Here is a 17,212-nt window from a genome sequence, read left to right on the forward strand (position 1 = left end):
CTACCCGTTGGCTGGTTCTGGCTCGCCAACCTTGGCGCGCTCTTTCGGCGACAGGTAGCTCGATAGAAGCTGCTCAATCACGCGTGGGTTGGTGCCTTCCTGAACCGCGACCAGGGCATCAATGTACAGGGACTGCATGCGTGCCTCTTCGGTCATCCGCAGCGACAGCTTGTCGGCGATGGGAGAGGCGATCATGGTTGCGAGCATGGCACCGTACAGGGTGGTCAGCAGTGCCACGGCCATGGCTGGGCCGATGGATTTGGGGTCTTCCATGTTCGACAGCATCTGCACCAGACCGATCAGGGTGCCGATCATGCCCATGGCTGGACCAACGTCGGCCAGGGCGGTGAACACCTTGGCCCCAGAGCGATTGTGCTCCAGGGTCATCAGCCGCTCTTTGTTGAGCAACTGCTTGATGGTGTCGGCGTTCTGGCCATCCACCAGCATCTGGATGCCCTGGCCCAGGAAGGGCGATTCGACTTCACGGCCCTCGAGCCCCAGCACGCCTTCCTTGCGGGCAATTTGTGCCACATCCACCAGTTCCTCGATGGCAGACTGGGTTTCCGGTAATTTGAACTTGAAGGCCCGGGCTGCGGCGCTGAATGCGCCAAAGAACTGGCCAAAACTGAATTTCGAAAGCACCACCAACACACTGCCCCCGAGGACAATCAGCAGGGAGGGGCCATTGATGAAAACATCGGGTGAGACGCCGAGAATAACGGCAGAAGCGATGAGCAATATAGCGCCAACAAGGCCAATCAGGGTGGCAAAATCCACGTCGTCTCCAGAGGCAGGGGCAATGAAAGAAACGATTGAAAGGGTACGTCCGGTTTGTGTACCAATCAATTCGAATGTGTAAATTTGTTTTGCGCGTCGTAGTGTTCTTTCCATGCAGCGTAGCGGTGCAGGTCCGATTCCACCAGTTTCAGACACAGGGCGACCACGCCGGCGTCGTCTATAAAACCGAAACCGAGGATCAGATCGGGGATCACATCCAGGGGATTGAGAACGTAAAGCAGCGCGCCGGCAATGGCCGCGATGGTCTTCCAGGGCACGCTGCGGTAGTTGCCATACCAATAGTCGCGGATCATTGCGAACATGAGCTTGATGTCGGCGCTGAAGCGGTTGAGCTTGCCGCTGCCTTTCACCTTTTCCTCAATCGTCCGCTGGCGCTCCAGCAGGGTTTCCAGGTCGGCGCGATGCACCTTGCCGGACTCGGCATTTAGCTGTTTTTCCGCGTTTTTCTCATTAAACAGGGCCATTACAGCGTGTCCTTTGCCAGAGAAAGTGTGCAGCCACCATGATCGCTCAAGCCTGAGTCGGTTGCCAACCTCTGCGGGCTTAACGGTGTTTGGTAGCGATTCCTCAATTCCGGCGGAATCTGGGCCAGCTGTTTATCCACGAGTGTGGCCATGGCGGTGTTGATTGGTTGAACGTTCAGGCCGGGTTCGAGAGTTTGTAGCAGGTAGGCGGCCGCTTCGGCAGTAGAGAGGTAGTGCTCCGCGGGTGCCTTGCGAACCACATACTGCGACGTCGGCGGGTGTGCAAAGTGGAAGCGGGGCAGGGCAGCAATGTGTGGATTCAGGTGCAGGATCTTCGCGGCCTTGCGCCAGGTTCCGTCCAGCAGCAGCCAACGGTTGATGGCGCTGGTGTCGGCCTCCTCAAGGGGCTGGCTGGCGGGGCCGGGAAACAGCACCGCCGTGTCTGCGTTCAAATCTGCAAGACTCAATCCGGCCCGCTGCAGTTGCTCGGGGGATTCACCCACCACAACCTGCACCTGATCCAGGCAGCGTTCAAGAATTCTGAGAGTGCCCTTGCTGCGCCCCACCTCTGTCGGGTGCTGTATGACCGTAATCGGGGTGCCATTGGCCACTGCCTGGCACTGGTCACATACGCAAATATTGGCGTGCAACTGGCAATGCGGGCAGATGGATTGCTGCCGGTGCCTATTTACCACCAGGCCTTGCCCCACATTTCCGGGTTGGCCCAGTTGTCGGGGTTGTTCCAGGCGCGCTTGTGGTTGTAGGTGTCGAGGTTGTAGGTGTAGAGCGTGAGTATGCCGGCCTCGCCCTGTATTTCCGCGTGGCGGCGAAAGCCCAGGCCAATGAAATCCTTGAAGGCCCAGTCGGGGGTGTCGCCCACCAGCACGGCAATTTGATGGGTGCCGTAATTGCGCAGCTGGCCCAGCAGCAGGGCGCCCTCGCCGTGGGGCAGATGCTCCAGGGTATCGGTAATCAGGGCCAGGTCCTGGACTGCGGTTGGCGGCAGCGCCGCATTGGGGTCGGCGGTGTCCAGGCGCCAGATCCGGGCGTCGCTCCGGTGGCTTTGCCAGCGTTCGGCCACCTCTTGCGCCACGGCACCGCAACACACCAGCGTTGCCGGCTGGGTGGTGTCGATGATGCGCGCGAGTACCTCGCGGGCGCTACCAGTGTTGGTTGATGCGGTCATAGAATCGGCCAGTCTGCTGCGTCTACCGTGTGTAAGCCCACCGGCTGCTCGGCGTGGCCATCCCAACGATCCACAAAGGTGCCAACGGGATCGTACTGTTTGGCCTGCTTGTCGAGATTGAACTGCCGCAACCCGCGGGGATCGGCGCCCACGCCAGCCAAGTATTGCCAGTTGCCGTAGTTGCTCGCGACATCATAGTCGATCAGTTGCTGCTCGAACCAGGCCGCACCGTAGCGCCAGTCCAGTTCCAGCTCGTTGACGAAACAGCTGGCCACCAGTTGCCGGGCCCGGTTGCTAATGTAGCCGGTTTCCCGGAGCTGATTCATGGCTGCGTTCACCAGTGGGTACTCGGTATTACCCTGACACCAGGCCATGAACCGGTGGCCGTAGAAGGTTGCCGGCCGATTCTTGCGCTGCACTCCGTCCCGCCGGAACAGGTTGGCGCCGTGTTTCAGAGCGTACCAGTAGTAATACTCCCGCCAAAGTAGCTCGAACCAGAGCCAGTAAGTCGATTCGTTGCTGGTCTCGGTGCGCTCGTACTCGGTGATGCTCTCCGCCACTTCCCGCACTGACAGGCAGCCATTGGCGAACCAGGGTGAGAATTTTGAAGATGAATCCCACTTGTCGAGTTCGTTCCGGGTCTCTTTGTACTGGGCGATGCTGTGATCCACAAACAGGAACTGCTTCAGCTGCGCCAGCCCCATCGCTTCGCCACCCCGGAATGGCAGTGGGTGCATTGGATTGGCAATAGCGGGGCAGTCCCCGCGGTTGTCCTCCGGAAAGCCCGGTGGCGGCGGCAGCGAGGTCAGGGTGCGAATGCGCAGCCGTTCGGAATTGCGCTCACCGGTTTTCTCCACCTGCTTACGAAACTGCGAAAAAGTGTCCGGGAGCTCGTCCAACGTCATCGGCAGTGAGCCTTCGGTGAACAGACTCAGCGTCTCGAATTGCTGAAACAGGGTGTTGGGCAGCTGCTCCTTGAGGCGTTGCCACTGGCCGGCTTCCCGGGTACCAGGCTGACGGGAACGGATGATACGGGTGATGCGATGTTCGTGGGCCAGCTTGGGCAAGACCGTTTCTGGCTCGCCGTAGACGATGTGCAGCCGTTGCCCCAGCTCCCGCAGGCTGCGTTCAAGCGCCATCAGGCTTTGCCAGAGAAAACGCCAGCGGTGTGTGCCCATGGCCCGGGACTGCAGAGGGCCGGGGGCAAACCAGCGTGGGTCCACCACGTAGACGCAGAGCAGGACATCGGATTTCGACGCAGCCAGCAGGGCGGCGTTGTCGTGCAGGCGCAGGTCGCGGGTGAACCAGTAGAGGGTGTGCAAGTCGGTGCGCTCCTGTCCAGTCTTTATGCAGTCGTCAGATCCTGGGATGTACGCCCTTAAGCCGGCAAGAGATTATTGCCCAGGTGGATTAGGCAATGCCCAGGCACTGTTTGAAGAACACGCGAACGAACCGCTCCAGCGGCTCCGTAGACTTGACCACCTTGGATCGGAGGATTGCACCTTCCCAGCCGGAAAGCAGCAGGCTGGCCGCGTCTGAAGCGTTGATGGAGGAATCTATGGCGCCGGCCGCCTGGCCTTCGGCGATGCAGCGCTCGAAACGCTGTTCCCAGCCTGAGAACACACGATTCAGGCGCAGGCGGAAGGTTTCGTTCTGGCCGGCCAGCTCCTGGCCCAGGTTGCCGATCAGGCAGCCGCTGGTGTATTGGCAGTTGGCCATGGACTCAAAACCAGTATCAAAGTAGGCCCGCAGCCGGTCAACACAGGAGCGGCTGGAATCGCTGAGAATCCGATCCAGCGTTGTGTCGTATTCCTGTGCGAAGGTATCGATGACGGCCAGGCCGAAATCGTTCTTGCTGCTAAAGTAATGGTAGAAAGAGCCCTTGGGCACGCCAGCTGCCGTCAGGATGGCGTTGAGGCCGGTGGCACTGAAGCCCTTCTGGCCAATCAGCTCGGCGCCGGTCTGAATAATGTGATTGCGAGTGTCGTTCGATTGCATGGATGATAGATTAGACCGGTCGTCTAGAGTGAGTCAAACCAGGCACATCCGAGATATTCCTTACCACCGTTTCAGAGGAGATTGCCCGTGATTAAATCCCGCGCCGCCGTTGCGTTCGAGGCCAACAAGCCGCTCGAGATTGTCGAAGTCGATGTTGCCCCGCCCCAGCAGGGCGAAGTGCTGGTTCGCATTGTCGCCACTGGCGTCTGCCACACCGATGCCTACACCCTCTCAGGTGCCGATCCCGAGGGCTTGTTCCCGACCATTCTTGGCCATGAAGGCGGTGGCATCGTGGAAGCGGTTGGCCCCGGCGTAAAAGACCTGGAAGTGGGTGACCACGTCATTCCGCTGTATACCGCCGAATGCGGCGAGTGCAAGTTCTGCACCTCCGGCAAGACCAACCTGTGCGGTGCGGTTCGAGCCACCCAGGGCAAGGGCGTGATGCCCGATGGCTCCTCCCGGTTCTCTTACAACGGTGAGCCGTTGTACCACTACATGGGCTGCTCCACTTTCTCTGAGTACACCGTGCTGCCGGAAGTGTCGCTGGCCAAGATTCCCAAGGAAGCACCGCTCGACAAGGTTTGCCTGCTGGGTTGTGGCGTGACGACCGGCATTGGTGCCGTGCTGAACACCGCCAAGGTGGAAGAGGGGGCCACTGTCGCTATCTTCGGCCTGGGTGGCATCGGCCTGGCGGCTATTATCGGCGCCACCATGGCCAAAGCCGGCCGGATTATTGCCATCGACATCAACCCGGGCAAGTTCGACATTGCCAAACAGCTGGGCGCCACCGATGTGGTTAATCCCAAGGATTACGACAAGCCGATCCAGGAAGTAATCGTTGAGATGACGGATGGTGGTGTGGATTACTCGTTTGAGTGTGTCGGCAATGTGCAGCTGATGCGTTCGGCTCTCGAGTGCTGTCACAAGGGCTGGGGTGAATCCATCATCATTGGCGTCGCCGGTGCCGGCGAGGAAATCAGCACCCGCCCGTTCCAGCTGGTGACAGGACGGGTCTGGAAGGGCTCCGCCTTTGGCGGGGTGAAGGGCCGGACTGAGTTGCCGGGCTATGTGGCGAAGGCCGAGAAGGGCGAGATCCCGCTGGACGTGTTCATCACCCACGAGATGCCGCTGGAAGACATCAACAAGGCGTTTGACCTGATGCACGAAGGCAAGAGCATTCGCACGGTCATTCACTTCTGAGTTGAATTGATCAGGGTGGGATGGCCCCGCCCTGATCACTGCTAGCGATCGGTCAGCTTGAGCTCGATGCGCCGGTTCTTTTGCAGCGCGTCCGGCGTGGTGCCGCTGGCAACCGGGAAGAACTCGCCAAAGCCGGCGGCCACCATGCGCCTCTCCGGCACACCCTGAGCAGCCAGGTAACGCACTACCGCCACTGCCCGCGCAGTCGACAGTTCCCAGTTGGAGGGGAATTGAGGGGTATTGATGGGGATCAGGTCGGTATGGCCATCAATACGCAGGATCCAGTCAATGTCGCCGGGAATGGCGGCCACCACATCGAGCAGCACCTCGGCCAACTTGTCCAGCTCGCTTTTACCCTCTTCACCCAATTGCGCTGAACCGGAGGCAAACAGCAACTCTGACGGCAGCAGGAAGCGGTCGCCCACCACCCGGATGTTTTCATTGGTGGCCAGGATGTTCCGCAAGCGGGCGAAAAACTCAGACTGATACTGTTCCAGTTGATTCACCCGCTCTGCCAGCAGGGTATTCAGCCGCTGGCTGACATCTTTCAGCTCATCTTCTTTCTCTGCCGTTTCCTCTTTCTGCAGCTTCAAGGCCGCGGTAATTTGCCGTAACTGCGCCTGCAAAGAGGCAATTTGATTTGATAGCCGCAGAATCATCGCCTGTTGGCTGGCAGAGAGCTGATCCTGCTCTTCCAGTTCCTCGTTCATGCTGGCCAGGCGCGCGGCCCGAGCCTCGGCGTCCGCCGATTGCTGCATCAACTGATTTCGGGAGGCGTCCAGGCGAGCTTGCAGATCGTCGTTGCGGGTCAGGGCATCGCTGTAATCGTTTTGCACCGCGGCCATCTGCTGCTCCAGGGCCTCGGTCTTGCTCTGCTCCAGTCCCAGCAGTTGGGAGATTTCATTCAAACGCTGGTTCAGGCGCGCCAATTCCGTGTTGCGATCGGACAGGGTCTGAGACAGGTACAGCTGGCTCACGACATAGACCAGCAGCATGAAGATCACCAGCATCAGCAGGGCCGACAGGGCATCCACGTAACCCGGCCAGACGTTGGTGGCACTGCGGCTGCGGCGCTTGGAACCAATCATGACCGCACGTTGTCTTCGTCCACGATGTCCACCAGATTGGTGACACCGGTAAGCCACTCCTCGAGGCCGTCATAAAACCGGTTCTGGGCATGGCCGGCCTGGATGTCCAGGAAACCCAGGATCAGCGAGCCGCCAAGCCCCAGCAGGGACGAACTGAAGGCGGTGCCCATGCCCTGCAGCGGGGTGAGCAGGCCGGCCTGGAGATCGGCGAAAACCTTGCCGAAATCGCCCTGGCCCATGTCGAGGTTGGTGATGACCTCACCCACGGCATTGATGGTGCCCAGCAGCCCCCAGAAGGTGCCCAGCAGCCCCAGGAAAACCAGCAGGCTGATGAAGTAGCGGGTGATTTCCCGCTGTTCGTCCATGCGCGAGTGAATGCCATCAAGCACCGTGCGCAGGGACAGGGTAGAGAGCGTGAAACGGTCGCGCTTGGATTCCTCGCCCAGCTGCCGGGCCAGGGGTTTCAGCAACCGGGGCTCCTGCAGCACCGACAGCCCCGAGTGGCCAGTCCGGAACTGGGAAATCCAGCGCATCTCCGGAAACAGCACAAACACCTGCCGGTAGGTCAGTCCGATGCCGACTATCAGAACGCCCACGATCAGCAGGTTGAAGACCCAGTTCGCCATGAACGCGGTCATCAGGGGTTTGTGAATGAGTGCGCCGACGATCAGGACAACCGCCAGAAACAACGTCATCCAGAAAAGGGTGTGTTTGGGATTGCTCATAAACACCGCCAGTGTTCGGAAGAAGTATCAGGAAAACATAGCACAGCGTGGTTGGAATGAAGGGCGGATTAAAGAAAGCTGCGGGCATAAAATTGGTTGTTGATTGATCGATCCTGTTTATATAAGGTGAACGCATTAATAATAAGTAAATCGAGTTGCGCTATGTTTGGAAATACGCTTGCCGGCAATACCGTTTTTAGGGGCGCCTTCCCGGAAGAAGTCTCGGGATTCGTCAATGATCACATCGGGCAGCATCGTCTGGAGCTCAAGAGCAAGAGCCGGGCGGCCTCCAGTCTCAGTTTTCGGGAGTTCGCGGGTTTTGGCCTCTCTCGGATCAGCTACGGTAATGAAGTGCGGGTTACAAGCCCGGAACTGGAATCCATTTATCACTTCCAGATCGTTACCCGGGGTGAGTGCATCTGGCATCAGGGGGCTGATCAGCTTCGCCTTCAGGCCGGTGAGGCCATGATGGTGAACCCCTATGAGAGGATTGATCTGGAATACTCAGCGGACTGCGAAAAGGTGATTATCAAAGTTCCGGAAGAGGTACTCTGTTCCGCCAGGCCTCTCGGTCGTACCGGTGCCCCCGAACAGCCGCTTCGTTTTGAGCGCAGCCCGGTAAACCTGAAGCTTTGCCCGTCTTTGCCAAGCATCCTGAATGCGGTCTTCTTGGAGCTTGAGGAGGGAGGGGATGATGATATCCGGTTGGTGTCCGCACCCTATCGGGAAATCATCCTGAAGAAGTTATTGACGGTGTTCCGTAGTACCTGGACGGTCGACGATGATCAGCCGGTTTTCTCGCCAGCCGTTGCCCGGATGATTCATTACATCGATCAGAATCTGAAGCAGGCCATTGATGTCGAAGAGTTGTCTGCGGTTTCCAATATGAGCGTCAGGTCAATCTACAACGCATTCTCGAAAAGCTTTTCGATCACCCCTAAGTGCTATGTGAAACAACGAAAACTGCAGCAATTGAGAGCGGACTTGCTGACGGGTCGATGCCGAAACGTCACCGAGGTTGCCCTGGATTACGGGTTCAGCCACCTTGGGCGGTTCTCGTCAGACTATCGCAAGATGTTTGGTGAATTGCCCTCAGAAACCCTTCGCATGGCCGGGTAATCCCGGCCCTATACCTGAGCCACCTGTCTTTGTTGACCGCATATTTGCCGGGTGACTTTCTCCGCGCACTGCCTGACCTGCTCGAACAACGGAGAGCCTTCGCTAATGTCGGTGTCTTGAGCAAGGCCCAGCAGCGTAATGACTGTGACGATGGACCCGTTGAGGTCGTAGACCGGCACGCTAAGGACATTGATTTCAGGCAGGTAATCGCTGAAAAATGCGCAGTAATTCTTCTGTTTGATTGCTTCCAGATGGGCTCCCAGCTGTTCCCGGGGAATGTCTCTGCCGTGGTGTTTTGGCAAGTTGCTGGACTGTTTGTAGAACTGATCGATGAGTTCGCGCCGGCGTTCAAGTGGCAGGGCGGCCAGGAAGATGCGGCCAGACGCGGAATTGAGTGGCGACAGCTCCGCCCCCAGGCGTACGTTGACCGAAATTGGCATGCTTGAGTCGAGCCATTTGATCACCAGTGGACCGGAACCGTTCCACACCGTTACTGACACGGTTTTGTCGGTGTCTTCATTGAGCTGGTCAACCGCCTCGTAGGAAAGCTGGATCGGATTGATCCGGCGCAGGGCGGAAATGCCCAGTGTCAGGCTGGAATTGCCGAGGGTGTACTGGGTCTGGTTGACCTGGTTGATATAACCCTCGCGCAACAGACTGACCAGGTATTTGTGAGCCCGGCTGGGTGAGAGGTCCAGCGCTCTGGACAGCTCCTTCAGTGAGGGCGGTCGCGCTGCGTTGGCAATGTAATTCAGGATGTGCAGGCCGATTTCGAGAGAACCAATTCCCTGCCGCTTGGGGCTTTCGTCAGTCATGTAGGCCGTCGCTATGAAGTGATGGATCGTTCCGGGAGCGTATGGAGCACAGGTGCCGGGAAGACGGTCGGCACCTGTGTCCTTTTGCGGTAAGGGTACCAATTCTGAATGCTCAGTTCAGAACGAGTATTTTGCCATTACCTCAATCTGCTGTCCTTCCGGGATCAGCGGGCCGAACGCCAGATTGTATTTGCGCCATTCCACCCCGACTTCCAGCTCCGGAATGATGTTGTGAATTACATTCACGCGCGGGGCTTCGTACCGGGTGTCGGCCTGGTCATCAACCTCGACCGTGGTGTAGGCAACATTGGCGCGCCACTGATCGTTCATGACAAAACGGAAACCGGCGTTGAAGCCTGTCTGGCTGATAGCATCGCCATTCTCGACATCACTGGAAAGGGAGCCCCCGACGCCGACGCCGGTAAAGGCACCCAGGCCCTCACCGTGATGGGCGTTGAGTGTGAGGCTGTGGCGCCCGAGTTTGATCTCTGAACCAACAGCACCGCCGGCTACGAAGTCACCGTTGGCCACTTCGCGGCCGCTGGCTGTGAGGATCAGTCGGTGGCCACCGTCGAAGTTCAGGTTGTAGTTGATGGCCAGGTCCGGTGTGTCTGCATCGTTATTGACGGGATCCTGGGCGGTTACCCGGAAATTGTTGAACTGATAGCTGGCCAGAGTTGTTCGGAAATTGAGACCGCCCAAGGTACCGCGAGGCCCGCCCAGGAAATCGAGGTAATCGTTGTAGGCGACAGCCCAGAATTGGCCGGTCCAGGTTTGACCTACCGTGGCATTGTCCACCTTGATGAACGCGTGCCGGAGCCGCAGATCATTGTTCTCGCCTGGAAAGAGTCCGCCGTAAAAATCGCCCTCCACAAACCCCACAATGGTGTGGCCCTGTTTCTGGGTGACGGTCTTAAGGTTGAGGCGGCTCTGATTGGCGCGACCGAAGAAGCGGGACTCGCCTTGTTCGGGATCTTCGTAGATGCCCTCTGCCTTCAGATAGCCACCGATGCTGACGCTGGTGCCTTTGAAGGTGCCGAGGTCGAGGGCGAGGGCGGGAGTGGCGCTAAGGGTAGAGGCTACCGCCAGCGCCATGAGTGATTTTTGATAGTTCATTTGCCTTCTCCTTGTTGTTGGGCAATTGAACTATCGGTTATTCAGTGCAGGTCAAATATCCCGAGAATGAACATCACTATCCGTATTCTGAACATTTAAACGCTAAGCGCGGTTTCGACCTTTTCGACGTTGGCATCCAGTTCCTCGCAGCTGCCATCAAAGTGAACCTTGCCCTTTACCAGCACCACATGGCGGTCGCAGAGCTTTTTCAGGGCCTTGATGTTTTTGTCCACAACCAGTGTCGAAATGCCGGATTCGCGGATCGTGGCAATGACGTTCCAGATATCCTGTCGAATCAGAGGCGCCAGGCCTTCGGTGGCTTCATCAAGGATCATCAGCCGGGGATTGGTGACCAGAGCCCGGCCGATTGCGAGCATCTGTTGCTCACCGCCGGACAACTCCGTGCCCAGGTTCGATAACCGTTCCTGAAGGCGGGGAAAAGTGGCCATGACCCGGTCAAAATCCCAGCCGATCCTGCCGCTGCTGTCCGGACGTGCGGCCATCTGCAGGTGCTCGCGGACGGTAAGATTGTGGAACATGCCCCGTCCTTCCGGCACATAGGCAATGTCGCGTCGCATCCGTTTCCAGGTGGGCAGGTTGCTGATGTCCTGTCCGTCGAAATAGACGTGGCCACTGCGCGGTGCCACGATGCCGAGAAGGGACTTGAGCGTGGTGGTCTTGCCCATGCCATTACGCCCCATCAGACTCATGGACTGTCCTTTCTCCAACTTGAAGGACAGGTCGTGCAGGATGTGGCTTCGGCCATAAAGGGTGTTCAGATTCTTTACTTCCAGAAGGCAGTTGCTCATGCGGCTTCCTCCTCGTCTTCTTTCCCCAGATAGGCCTCTTTGACCCGAGGTTCGTTGCGCACTTCATCGACCGTGCCAGTGATCAGGTGAGTGCCGTTGTCGAGCACGGTCAACTGGTCGGAGAGTTCGAAAATGGCGTCCATGTCGTGCTCTACCAGGACAATGCTGTAGCTCTGCTTGAGTTCGTTCAGTAGCTCGATAATGCGCTGGGATTCCTCGTGACCCATGCCCGCCATGGGCTCATCCAGAAGCAGGATGCAGGGGTCGGTCGCCAACACCATGGCCAGTTCCAGCTGTCGCTGCTCCCCGTAGGAAATTTCCGCGGCGACCGTGTTGATGCGACTGTCGAGACCAACCTGGCGCAGTGCTTTTTCGGCAGCGTCCCGTACCAACGTGTTGGAATGGCGTGATGCAAACAGATTAAAGCTTCCGGTGAAGCGGCGCTGGGCCGCGACGGCGCAGTTTTCCAGGCAGGTAACATCGGCGTAGATATTGGTTTTCTGGAAGCTGCGGCCAATGCCCCGGCGCACAAACTTCCAGGGCTTCATGCCTTCAATCTGAACGCCTTTATGGAAGATGCAGCCACTGGTTGGCTTCAGGGTTCCGCACAGCATGTTCAGCAGCGTACTCTTGCCAGCGCCGTTGGGGCCGACTACACCGTGCAGTTGCCGGTCCCGGAACTGCAGTGAAATGTCGTTGAGTGCCTTGATGCCGCCCCAGTGTTTGCTGAGGGATTCGGTTTCCAGAATGATGTCGTTGGCCATGATCATTTCTCCAGCAGTTTTTCGAGGTAGCCGGCCAGGCCTTTGCGCAGCAGCAGGACCATCAGGATGATGGCGCCGCCCATAAACAGCATCCAGTCTTCGCTCATGTGCTCGAAGAAATACTGCAGGCCTTCATAGGTGATGGTGCCGAGAATGGCGCCGTAGATGGTGCCCATACCGCCGAGGATCGACATCACCAGCGCGGTGCCGGACATTTCCCAGGTCATGAACTGCGGGTTCACGTAGCCGTACTGCAGGGCGAACAGCAATCCGGCGTAAGCGGCCAGGGTGCTGCCAATGATGTAGCTGATCAGGCGGAACGCGAAAATGTTGTAGCCCAGGGCTTCGGTTCGCTCAGGGTTCAGACGGCTGGCTTCGACAATGCGGCCAAAGCGTGAACGCAGGGTGATTTTGATGGCCAGCAGGGTAACCAGTACGGCCAGCAGTGACAGGTAATAGAAGTGCGTTGGGTTATCCAGATTCAGGAAGTTCAGGCCAAAGATGCTGGTCTCTGGCTTCATGAAGATGAACAGGCCGTCATTGCCCCCGAACTCCAGAGAGTCGAAGAAGAAGTAGTAGGCCATCTGCGATATCGCGAGGGTAATCATGATGAAGTAGATGCCGGAGGTGCGCAGAACGACGACACCAACAACCAGGGCAATCAAGGCGCTGATTGCCAGGATGTAGACGGCATAAATCCAGAAATTAACGGCTTCGTACTCCGGGGTGAGAATTACAAACAGGTACCCACCCAGTCCGTAAAAGAGGGCGTGCCCAAGGGTCACCAGACCAACACGGCCTACCAGGAAATCCAGGGACATCACGAACACCGCCAGAATCAGGATGGTGGTGGCCTTTCCGACGAAGAACGAGTTGTCCTCCAGGAACAGGGGGATGCAGAGGGCGATAAGAAAGAATATCGCCAGGAAAATGCGCTCGGTGCGTTTCTCGAAAATCATGTTCGGCTCCCGCTTACTTGGCGAACAGGCCCTGGGGCTTCACCAGCAGCACCAGGATCATAAAGATGTAAATAATCATGTTGGACATGCTGGGCATCAGCACCGCTGCGAACGTGCTGATGACGCCAACTAACAGTGCACCCACAAAGGCACCTTTAATCGAACCCATGCCACCGATGACGACCACCACGAAACAGGTGATCAGCACGCTTTCGCCCATACCCGGCACGATGGAACGCATCGGTGCGGCGATAATGCCGGACACCGCGGCCAGCATGACGCCAATGGCAAACACGATGGTGTAAAGGCTCTTGATGTTGACGCCCAGGGCTTCGACCATTTCACGGTTGGATTCCCCGGCTCGGATCAGCATGCCCAGGCGGGTTTTACTGACAACGAAATAGAGCGCGGCGGCGATAGCGATGCAGATCAGTGCCGCAAAAATGCGGTAGATCGGGTAGCTGGAGTTGTCAGTGAAGGGGACAGATCCGCCAAGCGCGTCCGGAACGGCAACGCCGTAAGGATCATTACCCCAGAGAATGCTTTGCAGGGAGTTGAAGACGAAGATCATGCCGATGGTTAGCAGCACCTGATCCAGGTGATTGCGATTGTATAATCGCTGTATCAGCACCCGCTCGATCAGAATGCCCAGGCCTAGCGCGATCACCGCGGACAGTAGCGCCGATAGCGTAAAGCTGCCGGTGATTGAGACGAAGTACCACACCAGGTACGCGCCGACCATGTACATGGAACCATGGGCCAGATTGAGAATGCCCATTACGCCAAACACAAGGGTCAGACCAGAGGCAATCAGAAACAGCAGCAACCCGTACTGGATACCATTAACGAGTTGCACGAAGATAAGTTCGGTAGACATAGTGATACCCAACGGTTTTACAGAGAAGTCAGTTCAGGTACGGGGAGGTAACTTCGGGTTAGCCCCCGGCTATTGCCGGAGGCTTTCGGAGCCGGTGCTCAGAGTTTGCAACCACGAGCCGGGTCTTCCAACGCCGCTGCGGCGACGCTCTGCACCACGTTCACGCCATTCTTCACTTCCCGCAGATAGACGTTCTGGATCGGGTTGTGGGCCTTGGAGAAGGTGAACTCTCCACGCGGGCTGTCGATGGTCAGCTTTTCCATGGTGCTGATCACGGCCTGCTTGTCCGAAATGTCACCCTTGAGCTGATCAATGGTGTTGGCGATGGCCTGCCCCGCGTCATAACCCTGTACGGCGTAGATGTCCGGGTAATGGCCGTATTCGGTATTGAAGGCTTTGCGGAACTCCCGGTTCTTGGGAACATCCAGTTGCTCTGCATAATGCAGACCGGTCATCACGCCTTCGGCAGCGTCGCCCTGCGCCTGCAGAGTGCCTTCGGTGAGGAAGCCGGACCCCAGCAGCGGAATTTTGCCGCGCAGGCCCATGGCATCGTAGTCCTTCACGAACTTGATGGCACCGCCGCCAGCGAAGAAGGTGAATACAGCATCGGGATTTGTATCCGCGATGGAGCTCACATGAGACTGGAAGTTGGTAGATGGGAAGGGCAGGAGCACTTTCTCGACAATCTCGCCACCGCCAGCAGTGAACGACTCTTCAAAAGCGTCCAGGCTCTCGCGGCCCATGCCGTAGTTCCAGCTGATGGCATAAACTTTCTTGTAACCCTTTTCCAGAGCAACTTTGCCCATGGGATAGGACGGCTGCCAGGATGAGAAGGACGTCCGGAACATGTTGGGCGAGCACAATGGGCCTGTAGCCGCTGCCGCACCTGCGTTCGGAATGATCATCACGGTATCCTTGCCGCGAAGCATCTTGATCATTCCCATGGCAACACCGGAATGAACCGGGCCAATTATAAAGTCCGCTTCGTGTTGGTTCAGCAGAGACGACGCCAGTTCCGGAGCCCGTGATGGTTTGGCTTCGGTATCCAGCTCAATAAATTCAATGTCCGCGCCGTGCAGGTTGGCGGCGTTTTCCTTCAGCGCCAGCTTCAGGCCATCGCGGCCGGCTTCGCCCAGCTGTGCGTATATGCCACTGAATGGCAACATGACACCGACTTTCACGGTGTCGCCAGCGGCTGCCAGGGCGGTAGTGGATAGCCCGGCGGTAAGGGTGGTTGCCAGTACAGCACCGGCAAGTGTTTTGATCCTGCTCATTTCAACACCTCAAATTGTTGTTGTGCGGTACTGTCATTAGAGGCGTCAAAGCGGTGCAGAAATATCCATTTTCTGCACACCGGTGTCCCCTGTATGCACGCCTGCACGGGGAGAATCAGAACCGAAGAAAACCAGGGTGATCGTTTTACCGCGACAGGTCCGCGTACACGCGACTGGTCAGATCCTTCTGGATCTGAAGTCGGTCAGTAATGCCCTGTACAACCTGCATGCGTGCCACGGCGCCACTTTGGATTGCCTCCATGGCGCGCAGCGCGTCACCGGATTGCTCCAGGCAGTGGTTGCAGGACTTGGCAATCTGGTCCATGCCCTCGCCGGCATCGGTGGCTGTGGTATTCAGGTTGTCGGCTATGGCGCGAATGTCCTCGCTGGATTGGTTTGCCCGCAAAGACAGGTTGCGGACTTCGTCGGCAACCACCGCAAACCCGCGACCGTGTTCGCCGGCGCGGGCGGCCTCAATTGAGGCATTGAGCGCCAGCAGATTCGTCTGTTTGGCGATGTCCTGTATTTTTGCAACGATGTCGGCGATTTCTTCCGACTGATTTCCCAGTTCGTTGAATACCGTGTCGATGCGTTCCATGTAGCTTGCCAGCTCGCGGATGGCGGCCTCTGAGCCACTGATGCAGGCGTGGCTCTCGGTCACTTTTGCGCCGGATGCCTTGGCCAGCTTTCCGGCCTCGGCCATCTCGGCCAGGATCGAATCGACGTTGGCGCGCAGGTCATCAAGGTGTGCCATGAGATCCGGGTCAGGTTCGGACGCCTGCACTGGCTGCTCAGGAGCAAGTGCTTCAGGTGTGGGGTCTGGCAGTTGCGGTTCGGCAGGGACCTCGACATAGCGGGTTTCAGTGACTGTGATCGGGTACTTCAGGTAGCAAAGCCAGGACAGGCTGGCGAATGCCAGGGCGACTGAGGCGAGCACAGTCTCCTTTGCAGAATCGGCGCTGAGCAGAAGAGTGACAATGGCGGCAAAGACGCCAGCGAGTGCGATCAATGCAAAGTATTTGGTAGGGCGGGATGGCTCGGAGGCCAGGGTGGCGGTGTTGGCCATGGTTCGGGTTCCATCGGACTAAGGTTGTTTCTGCAACAAGAAACTAAGGGCTGCGAGCCCCTGAGCCTATCCGTAGGCTGCAAACCATTATCCGTATTTTGAACACCGGCCACCAAACAGGCTGGCTCACGCCAGTCTGTTTGGTGAGAACGATCAAACGCAGTGTTGTACCAGCAGATCGCAGAACTGGTCGGGGCACTCCACGGAGGGTACGTGACCTATTCCGTCCAGAATAACCGGCTCCTTGCCATCACAGTGTTCGCCCAGTGTCTTTAGCGTGTCCGGCGGTGTTGCTACATCGTCGCGACCGCCAAGCAGCAGGATCGGGAGCTTGTGTCCGGCCAACCGGCCACGGAAGTCGCAGCGTCCGAGCATTTCACACAACAGTCCGTAACTGCGCCCGTCACCCCGTCCCATAATGACCTGCCAGCCATCCAGCAGCGCCGGTTCGGCATCGCACGCCGCCTGGCCGAACCAGCGTGGCACTATGTCTGAAGCCATGGCGGCGAGCCCCAGCTTGCCGACGTTGGCTGAGCGCTGGTTCCAGGCTTCGGGGGTGCCAATAACGGCGCCGGTATTGGTCAGTGTTGCGGACAGCAGTTGGTCCGAGTGCTGGCTGATCAGTTGTTGGCCAATGACGCCTCCGATGGAGGTGCCAGCGAAGTGGAAAGAGGTTGCTCCTGCCTGTTTCACTAACAGCAACGTCTCGTGCGCCAGGTATTCTGGGGTGATCTCGTCACTGGCTTCTGGCCAGCTGGCACTGGCGCCGTGGCCGGGAAGATCCCAGGTTAGCACTCGAAACCTTTCGAGCAGAGCCGGTAGCATGTCGTCCCAGACGCCCTGAGTCATACCCAGAGGGTGGGCAAGCACCAATAAGGGTTTTGCGCTGTCGCCAAGCAGGCGGTAACAGATGGTCCGGCCGTTTTCTTTTAAAAATGCCATGGTCGTTTCCTC

Annotated in this window: 19 protein-coding genes; 2 read left to right on the top strand and 17 right to left on the bottom strand. The window is 58.0% G+C overall.

Annotated features, from left to right (window positions below; translation table 11 throughout):
• The 6 genes from pomA to QUE89_RS01515 all read right to left on the bottom strand — a co-directional run bounded on the left by pomA (nt 1) and on the right by QUE89_RS01515 (nt 4,446).
• Nucleotides 1–777, bottom strand: a complete 777-nt coding sequence (gene pomA, locus QUE89_RS01490) for a flagellar motor protein PomA (RefSeq protein WP_286221536.1) — start codon at nt 775–777, stop codon at nt 1–3.
• A gap of 65 nt (nt 778–842) precedes the next feature.
• Nucleotides 843–1,262: a YkvA family protein gene (locus QUE89_RS01495; protein ID WP_286221537.1), complete on the bottom strand. Its 420-nt coding sequence runs from the start codon at nt 1,260–1,262 to the stop codon at nt 843–845.
• Complete coding sequence (locus QUE89_RS01500; RefSeq protein ID WP_286221538.1) at nt 1,262–1,957, bottom strand: tRNA-uridine aminocarboxypropyltransferase; 696 nt, start codon at nt 1,955–1,957, stop codon at nt 1,262–1,264. Before QUE89_RS01500 ends, QUE89_RS01495 begins: the two co-directional genes overlap by 1 nt.
• Complete coding sequence (locus QUE89_RS01505) at nt 1,951–2,448, bottom strand: DUF6231 family protein (RefSeq protein WP_286221539.1); 498 nt, start codon at nt 2,446–2,448, stop codon at nt 1,951–1,953. Before QUE89_RS01505 ends, QUE89_RS01500 begins: the two co-directional genes overlap by 7 nt.
• Entirely contained in the window at nt 2,445–3,770 is a 1,326-nt protein-coding gene (locus QUE89_RS01510; protein ID WP_286221540.1) for a DASH family cryptochrome, read from the bottom strand. The genes QUE89_RS01505 and QUE89_RS01510 overlap by 4 nt, the downstream gene beginning before the upstream one ends.
• A gap of 88 nt (nt 3,771–3,858) precedes the next feature.
• Entirely contained in the window at nt 3,859–4,446 is a 588-nt protein-coding gene (locus QUE89_RS01515) for a TetR/AcrR family transcriptional regulator (protein ID WP_247843956.1), read from the bottom strand.
• Nucleotides 4,447–4,533: 87 nt separating this feature from the next.
• On the opposite strand from QUE89_RS01515, the gene QUE89_RS01520 reads away from it, so the two are divergent.
• Complete coding sequence (locus QUE89_RS01520) at nt 4,534–5,646, top strand: S-(hydroxymethyl)glutathione dehydrogenase/class III alcohol dehydrogenase (RefSeq protein ID WP_286221541.1); 1,113 nt, start codon at nt 4,534–4,536, stop codon at nt 5,644–5,646.
• Between the two features lie 41 nt (nt 5,647–5,687).
• Here QUE89_RS01520 and QUE89_RS01525 read toward each other — a convergent pair whose 3' ends face one another.
• Nucleotides 5,688–6,734 carry a peptidoglycan -binding protein gene (locus tag QUE89_RS01525; protein WP_286221542.1) on the bottom strand — a complete coding sequence of 349 codons (1,047 nt, stop codon included), beginning with the start codon at nt 6,732–6,734 and terminating at the stop codon, nt 5,688–5,690.
• Complete coding sequence (locus QUE89_RS01530) at nt 6,731–7,459, bottom strand: MotA/TolQ/ExbB proton channel family protein (protein ID WP_286221543.1); 729 nt, start codon at nt 7,457–7,459, stop codon at nt 6,731–6,733. The genes QUE89_RS01525 and QUE89_RS01530 overlap by 4 nt, the downstream gene beginning before the upstream one ends.
• Before the next feature lie 162 nt (nt 7,460–7,621).
• On the opposite strand from QUE89_RS01530, the gene QUE89_RS01535 reads away from it, so the two are divergent.
• Complete coding sequence (locus QUE89_RS01535; protein ID WP_286221544.1) at nt 7,622–8,578, top strand: AraC family transcriptional regulator; 957 nt, start codon at nt 7,622–7,624, stop codon at nt 8,576–8,578.
• An 8-nt stretch (nt 8,579–8,586) separates the two neighbouring features.
• Here the strand turns inward: QUE89_RS01535 and QUE89_RS01540 are convergent, their stop codons facing one another.
• The 9 genes from QUE89_RS01540 to QUE89_RS01580 all read right to left on the bottom strand — a co-directional run bounded on the left by QUE89_RS01540 (nt 8,587) and on the right by QUE89_RS01580 (nt 17,200).
• Nucleotides 8,587–9,393: an IclR family transcriptional regulator gene (locus QUE89_RS01540; protein ID WP_286221545.1), complete on the bottom strand. Its 807-nt coding sequence runs from the start codon at nt 9,391–9,393 to the stop codon at nt 8,587–8,589.
• Nucleotides 9,394–9,510: 117 nt separating this feature from the next.
• Nucleotides 9,511–10,509 carry a porin gene (locus tag QUE89_RS01545; RefSeq protein ID WP_286221546.1) on the bottom strand — a complete coding sequence of 333 codons (999 nt, stop codon included), beginning with the start codon at nt 10,507–10,509 and terminating at the stop codon, nt 9,511–9,513.
• 95 nt (nt 10,510–10,604) lie between these two features.
• Nucleotides 10,605–11,318: an ABC transporter ATP-binding protein gene (locus tag QUE89_RS01550; RefSeq protein ID WP_286221547.1), complete on the bottom strand. Its 714-nt coding sequence runs from the start codon at nt 11,316–11,318 to the stop codon at nt 10,605–10,607.
• Entirely contained in the window at nt 11,315–12,082 is a 768-nt protein-coding gene (locus tag QUE89_RS01555; RefSeq protein WP_286221548.1) for an ABC transporter ATP-binding protein, read from the bottom strand. Before QUE89_RS01555 ends, QUE89_RS01550 begins: the two co-directional genes overlap by 4 nt.
• A gap of 2 nt (nt 12,083–12,084) precedes the next feature.
• Nucleotides 12,085–13,041 carry a branched-chain amino acid ABC transporter permease gene (locus tag QUE89_RS01560; protein ID WP_286221549.1) on the bottom strand — a complete coding sequence of 319 codons (957 nt, stop codon included), beginning with the start codon at nt 13,039–13,041 and terminating at the stop codon, nt 12,085–12,087.
• Nucleotides 13,042–13,054: 13 nt separating this feature from the next.
• The gene (locus QUE89_RS01565) at nt 13,055–13,918 is read right to left on the bottom strand and encodes a branched-chain amino acid ABC transporter permease (protein WP_286221550.1); all 864 of its coding nucleotides are present in this window, start codon (nt 13,916–13,918) and stop codon (nt 13,055–13,057) included.
• 98 nt (nt 13,919–14,016) lie between these two features.
• A complete protein-coding gene (locus tag QUE89_RS01570) occupies nt 14,017–15,192 on the bottom strand; it encodes an ABC transporter substrate-binding protein (protein WP_286221551.1) in 1,176 nt (391 codons plus the stop codon).
• 145 nt (nt 15,193–15,337) lie between these two features.
• Nucleotides 15,338–16,258 carry a methyl-accepting chemotaxis protein gene (locus QUE89_RS01575; protein ID WP_286221552.1) on the bottom strand — a complete coding sequence of 307 codons (921 nt, stop codon included), beginning with the start codon at nt 16,256–16,258 and terminating at the stop codon, nt 15,338–15,340.
• A gap of 153 nt (nt 16,259–16,411) precedes the next feature.
• On the bottom strand, nt 16,412–17,200 hold the full coding sequence (locus tag QUE89_RS01580; RefSeq protein ID WP_286221553.1) for an alpha/beta fold hydrolase: 789 nt from the start codon (nt 17,198–17,200) through the stop codon (nt 16,412–16,414).
• Nucleotides 17,201–17,212 lie beyond the last annotated feature (12 nt).

The organism is Marinobacter sp. LA51, assembly GCF_030297175.1.
GTDB classification, from domain to species: domain Bacteria; phylum Pseudomonadota; class Gammaproteobacteria; order Pseudomonadales; family Oleiphilaceae; genus Marinobacter; species Marinobacter apostichopi.

What these genes read in the sequence shown, in the direction of transcription:
- QUE89_RS01495 (WP_286221537.1), bottom strand. Translation starts at nt 1,262, where the DNA reads ATGGCCCTGTTTAATGAGAAAAACGCGGAAAAACAGCTAAATGCCGAG.
- QUE89_RS01505 (WP_286221539.1), bottom strand. Translation starts at nt 2,448, where the DNA reads ATGACCGCATCAACCAACACTGGTAGCGCCCGCGAGGTACTCGCGCGC.
- QUE89_RS01515 (WP_247843956.1), bottom strand. Translation starts at nt 4,446, where the DNA reads ATGCAATCGAACGACACTCGCAATCACATTATTCAGACCGGCGCCGAG.
- QUE89_RS01525 (WP_286221542.1), bottom strand. Translation starts at nt 6,734, where the DNA reads ATGATTGGTTCCAAGCGCCGCAGCCGCAGTGCCACCAACGTCTGGCCG.
- QUE89_RS01530 (WP_286221543.1), bottom strand. Translation starts at nt 7,459, where the DNA reads ATGAGCAATCCCAAACACACCCTTTTCTGGATGACGTTGTTTCTGGCG.
- QUE89_RS01535 (WP_286221544.1), top strand. Translation starts at nt 7,622, where the DNA reads ATGTTTGGAAATACGCTTGCCGGCAATACCGTTTTTAGGGGCGCCTTC.
- QUE89_RS01540 (WP_286221545.1), bottom strand. Translation starts at nt 9,393, where the DNA reads ATGACTGACGAAAGCCCCAAGCGGCAGGGAATTGGTTCTCTCGAAATC.
- QUE89_RS01545 (WP_286221546.1), bottom strand. Translation starts at nt 10,509, where the DNA reads ATGAACTATCAAAAATCACTCATGGCGCTGGCGGTAGCCTCTACCCTT.
- QUE89_RS01550 (WP_286221547.1), bottom strand. Translation starts at nt 11,318, where the DNA reads ATGAGCAACTGCCTTCTGGAAGTAAAGAATCTGAACACCCTTTATGGC.
- QUE89_RS01555 (WP_286221548.1), bottom strand. Translation starts at nt 12,082, where the DNA reads ATGGCCAACGACATCATTCTGGAAACCGAATCCCTCAGCAAACACTGG.
- QUE89_RS01560 (WP_286221549.1), bottom strand. Translation starts at nt 13,041, where the DNA reads ATGATTTTCGAGAAACGCACCGAGCGCATTTTCCTGGCGATATTCTTT.
- QUE89_RS01565 (WP_286221550.1), bottom strand. Translation starts at nt 13,918, where the DNA reads ATGTCTACCGAACTTATCTTCGTGCAACTCGTTAATGGTATCCAGTAC.
- QUE89_RS01570 (WP_286221551.1), bottom strand. Translation starts at nt 15,192, where the DNA reads ATGAGCAGGATCAAAACACTTGCCGGTGCTGTACTGGCAACCACCCTT.
- QUE89_RS01575 (WP_286221552.1), bottom strand. Translation starts at nt 16,258, where the DNA reads ATGGCCAACACCGCCACCCTGGCCTCCGAGCCATCCCGCCCTACCAAA.
- QUE89_RS01580 (WP_286221553.1), bottom strand. Translation starts at nt 17,200, where the DNA reads ATGGCATTTTTAAAAGAAAACGGCCGGACCATCTGTTACCGCCTGCTT.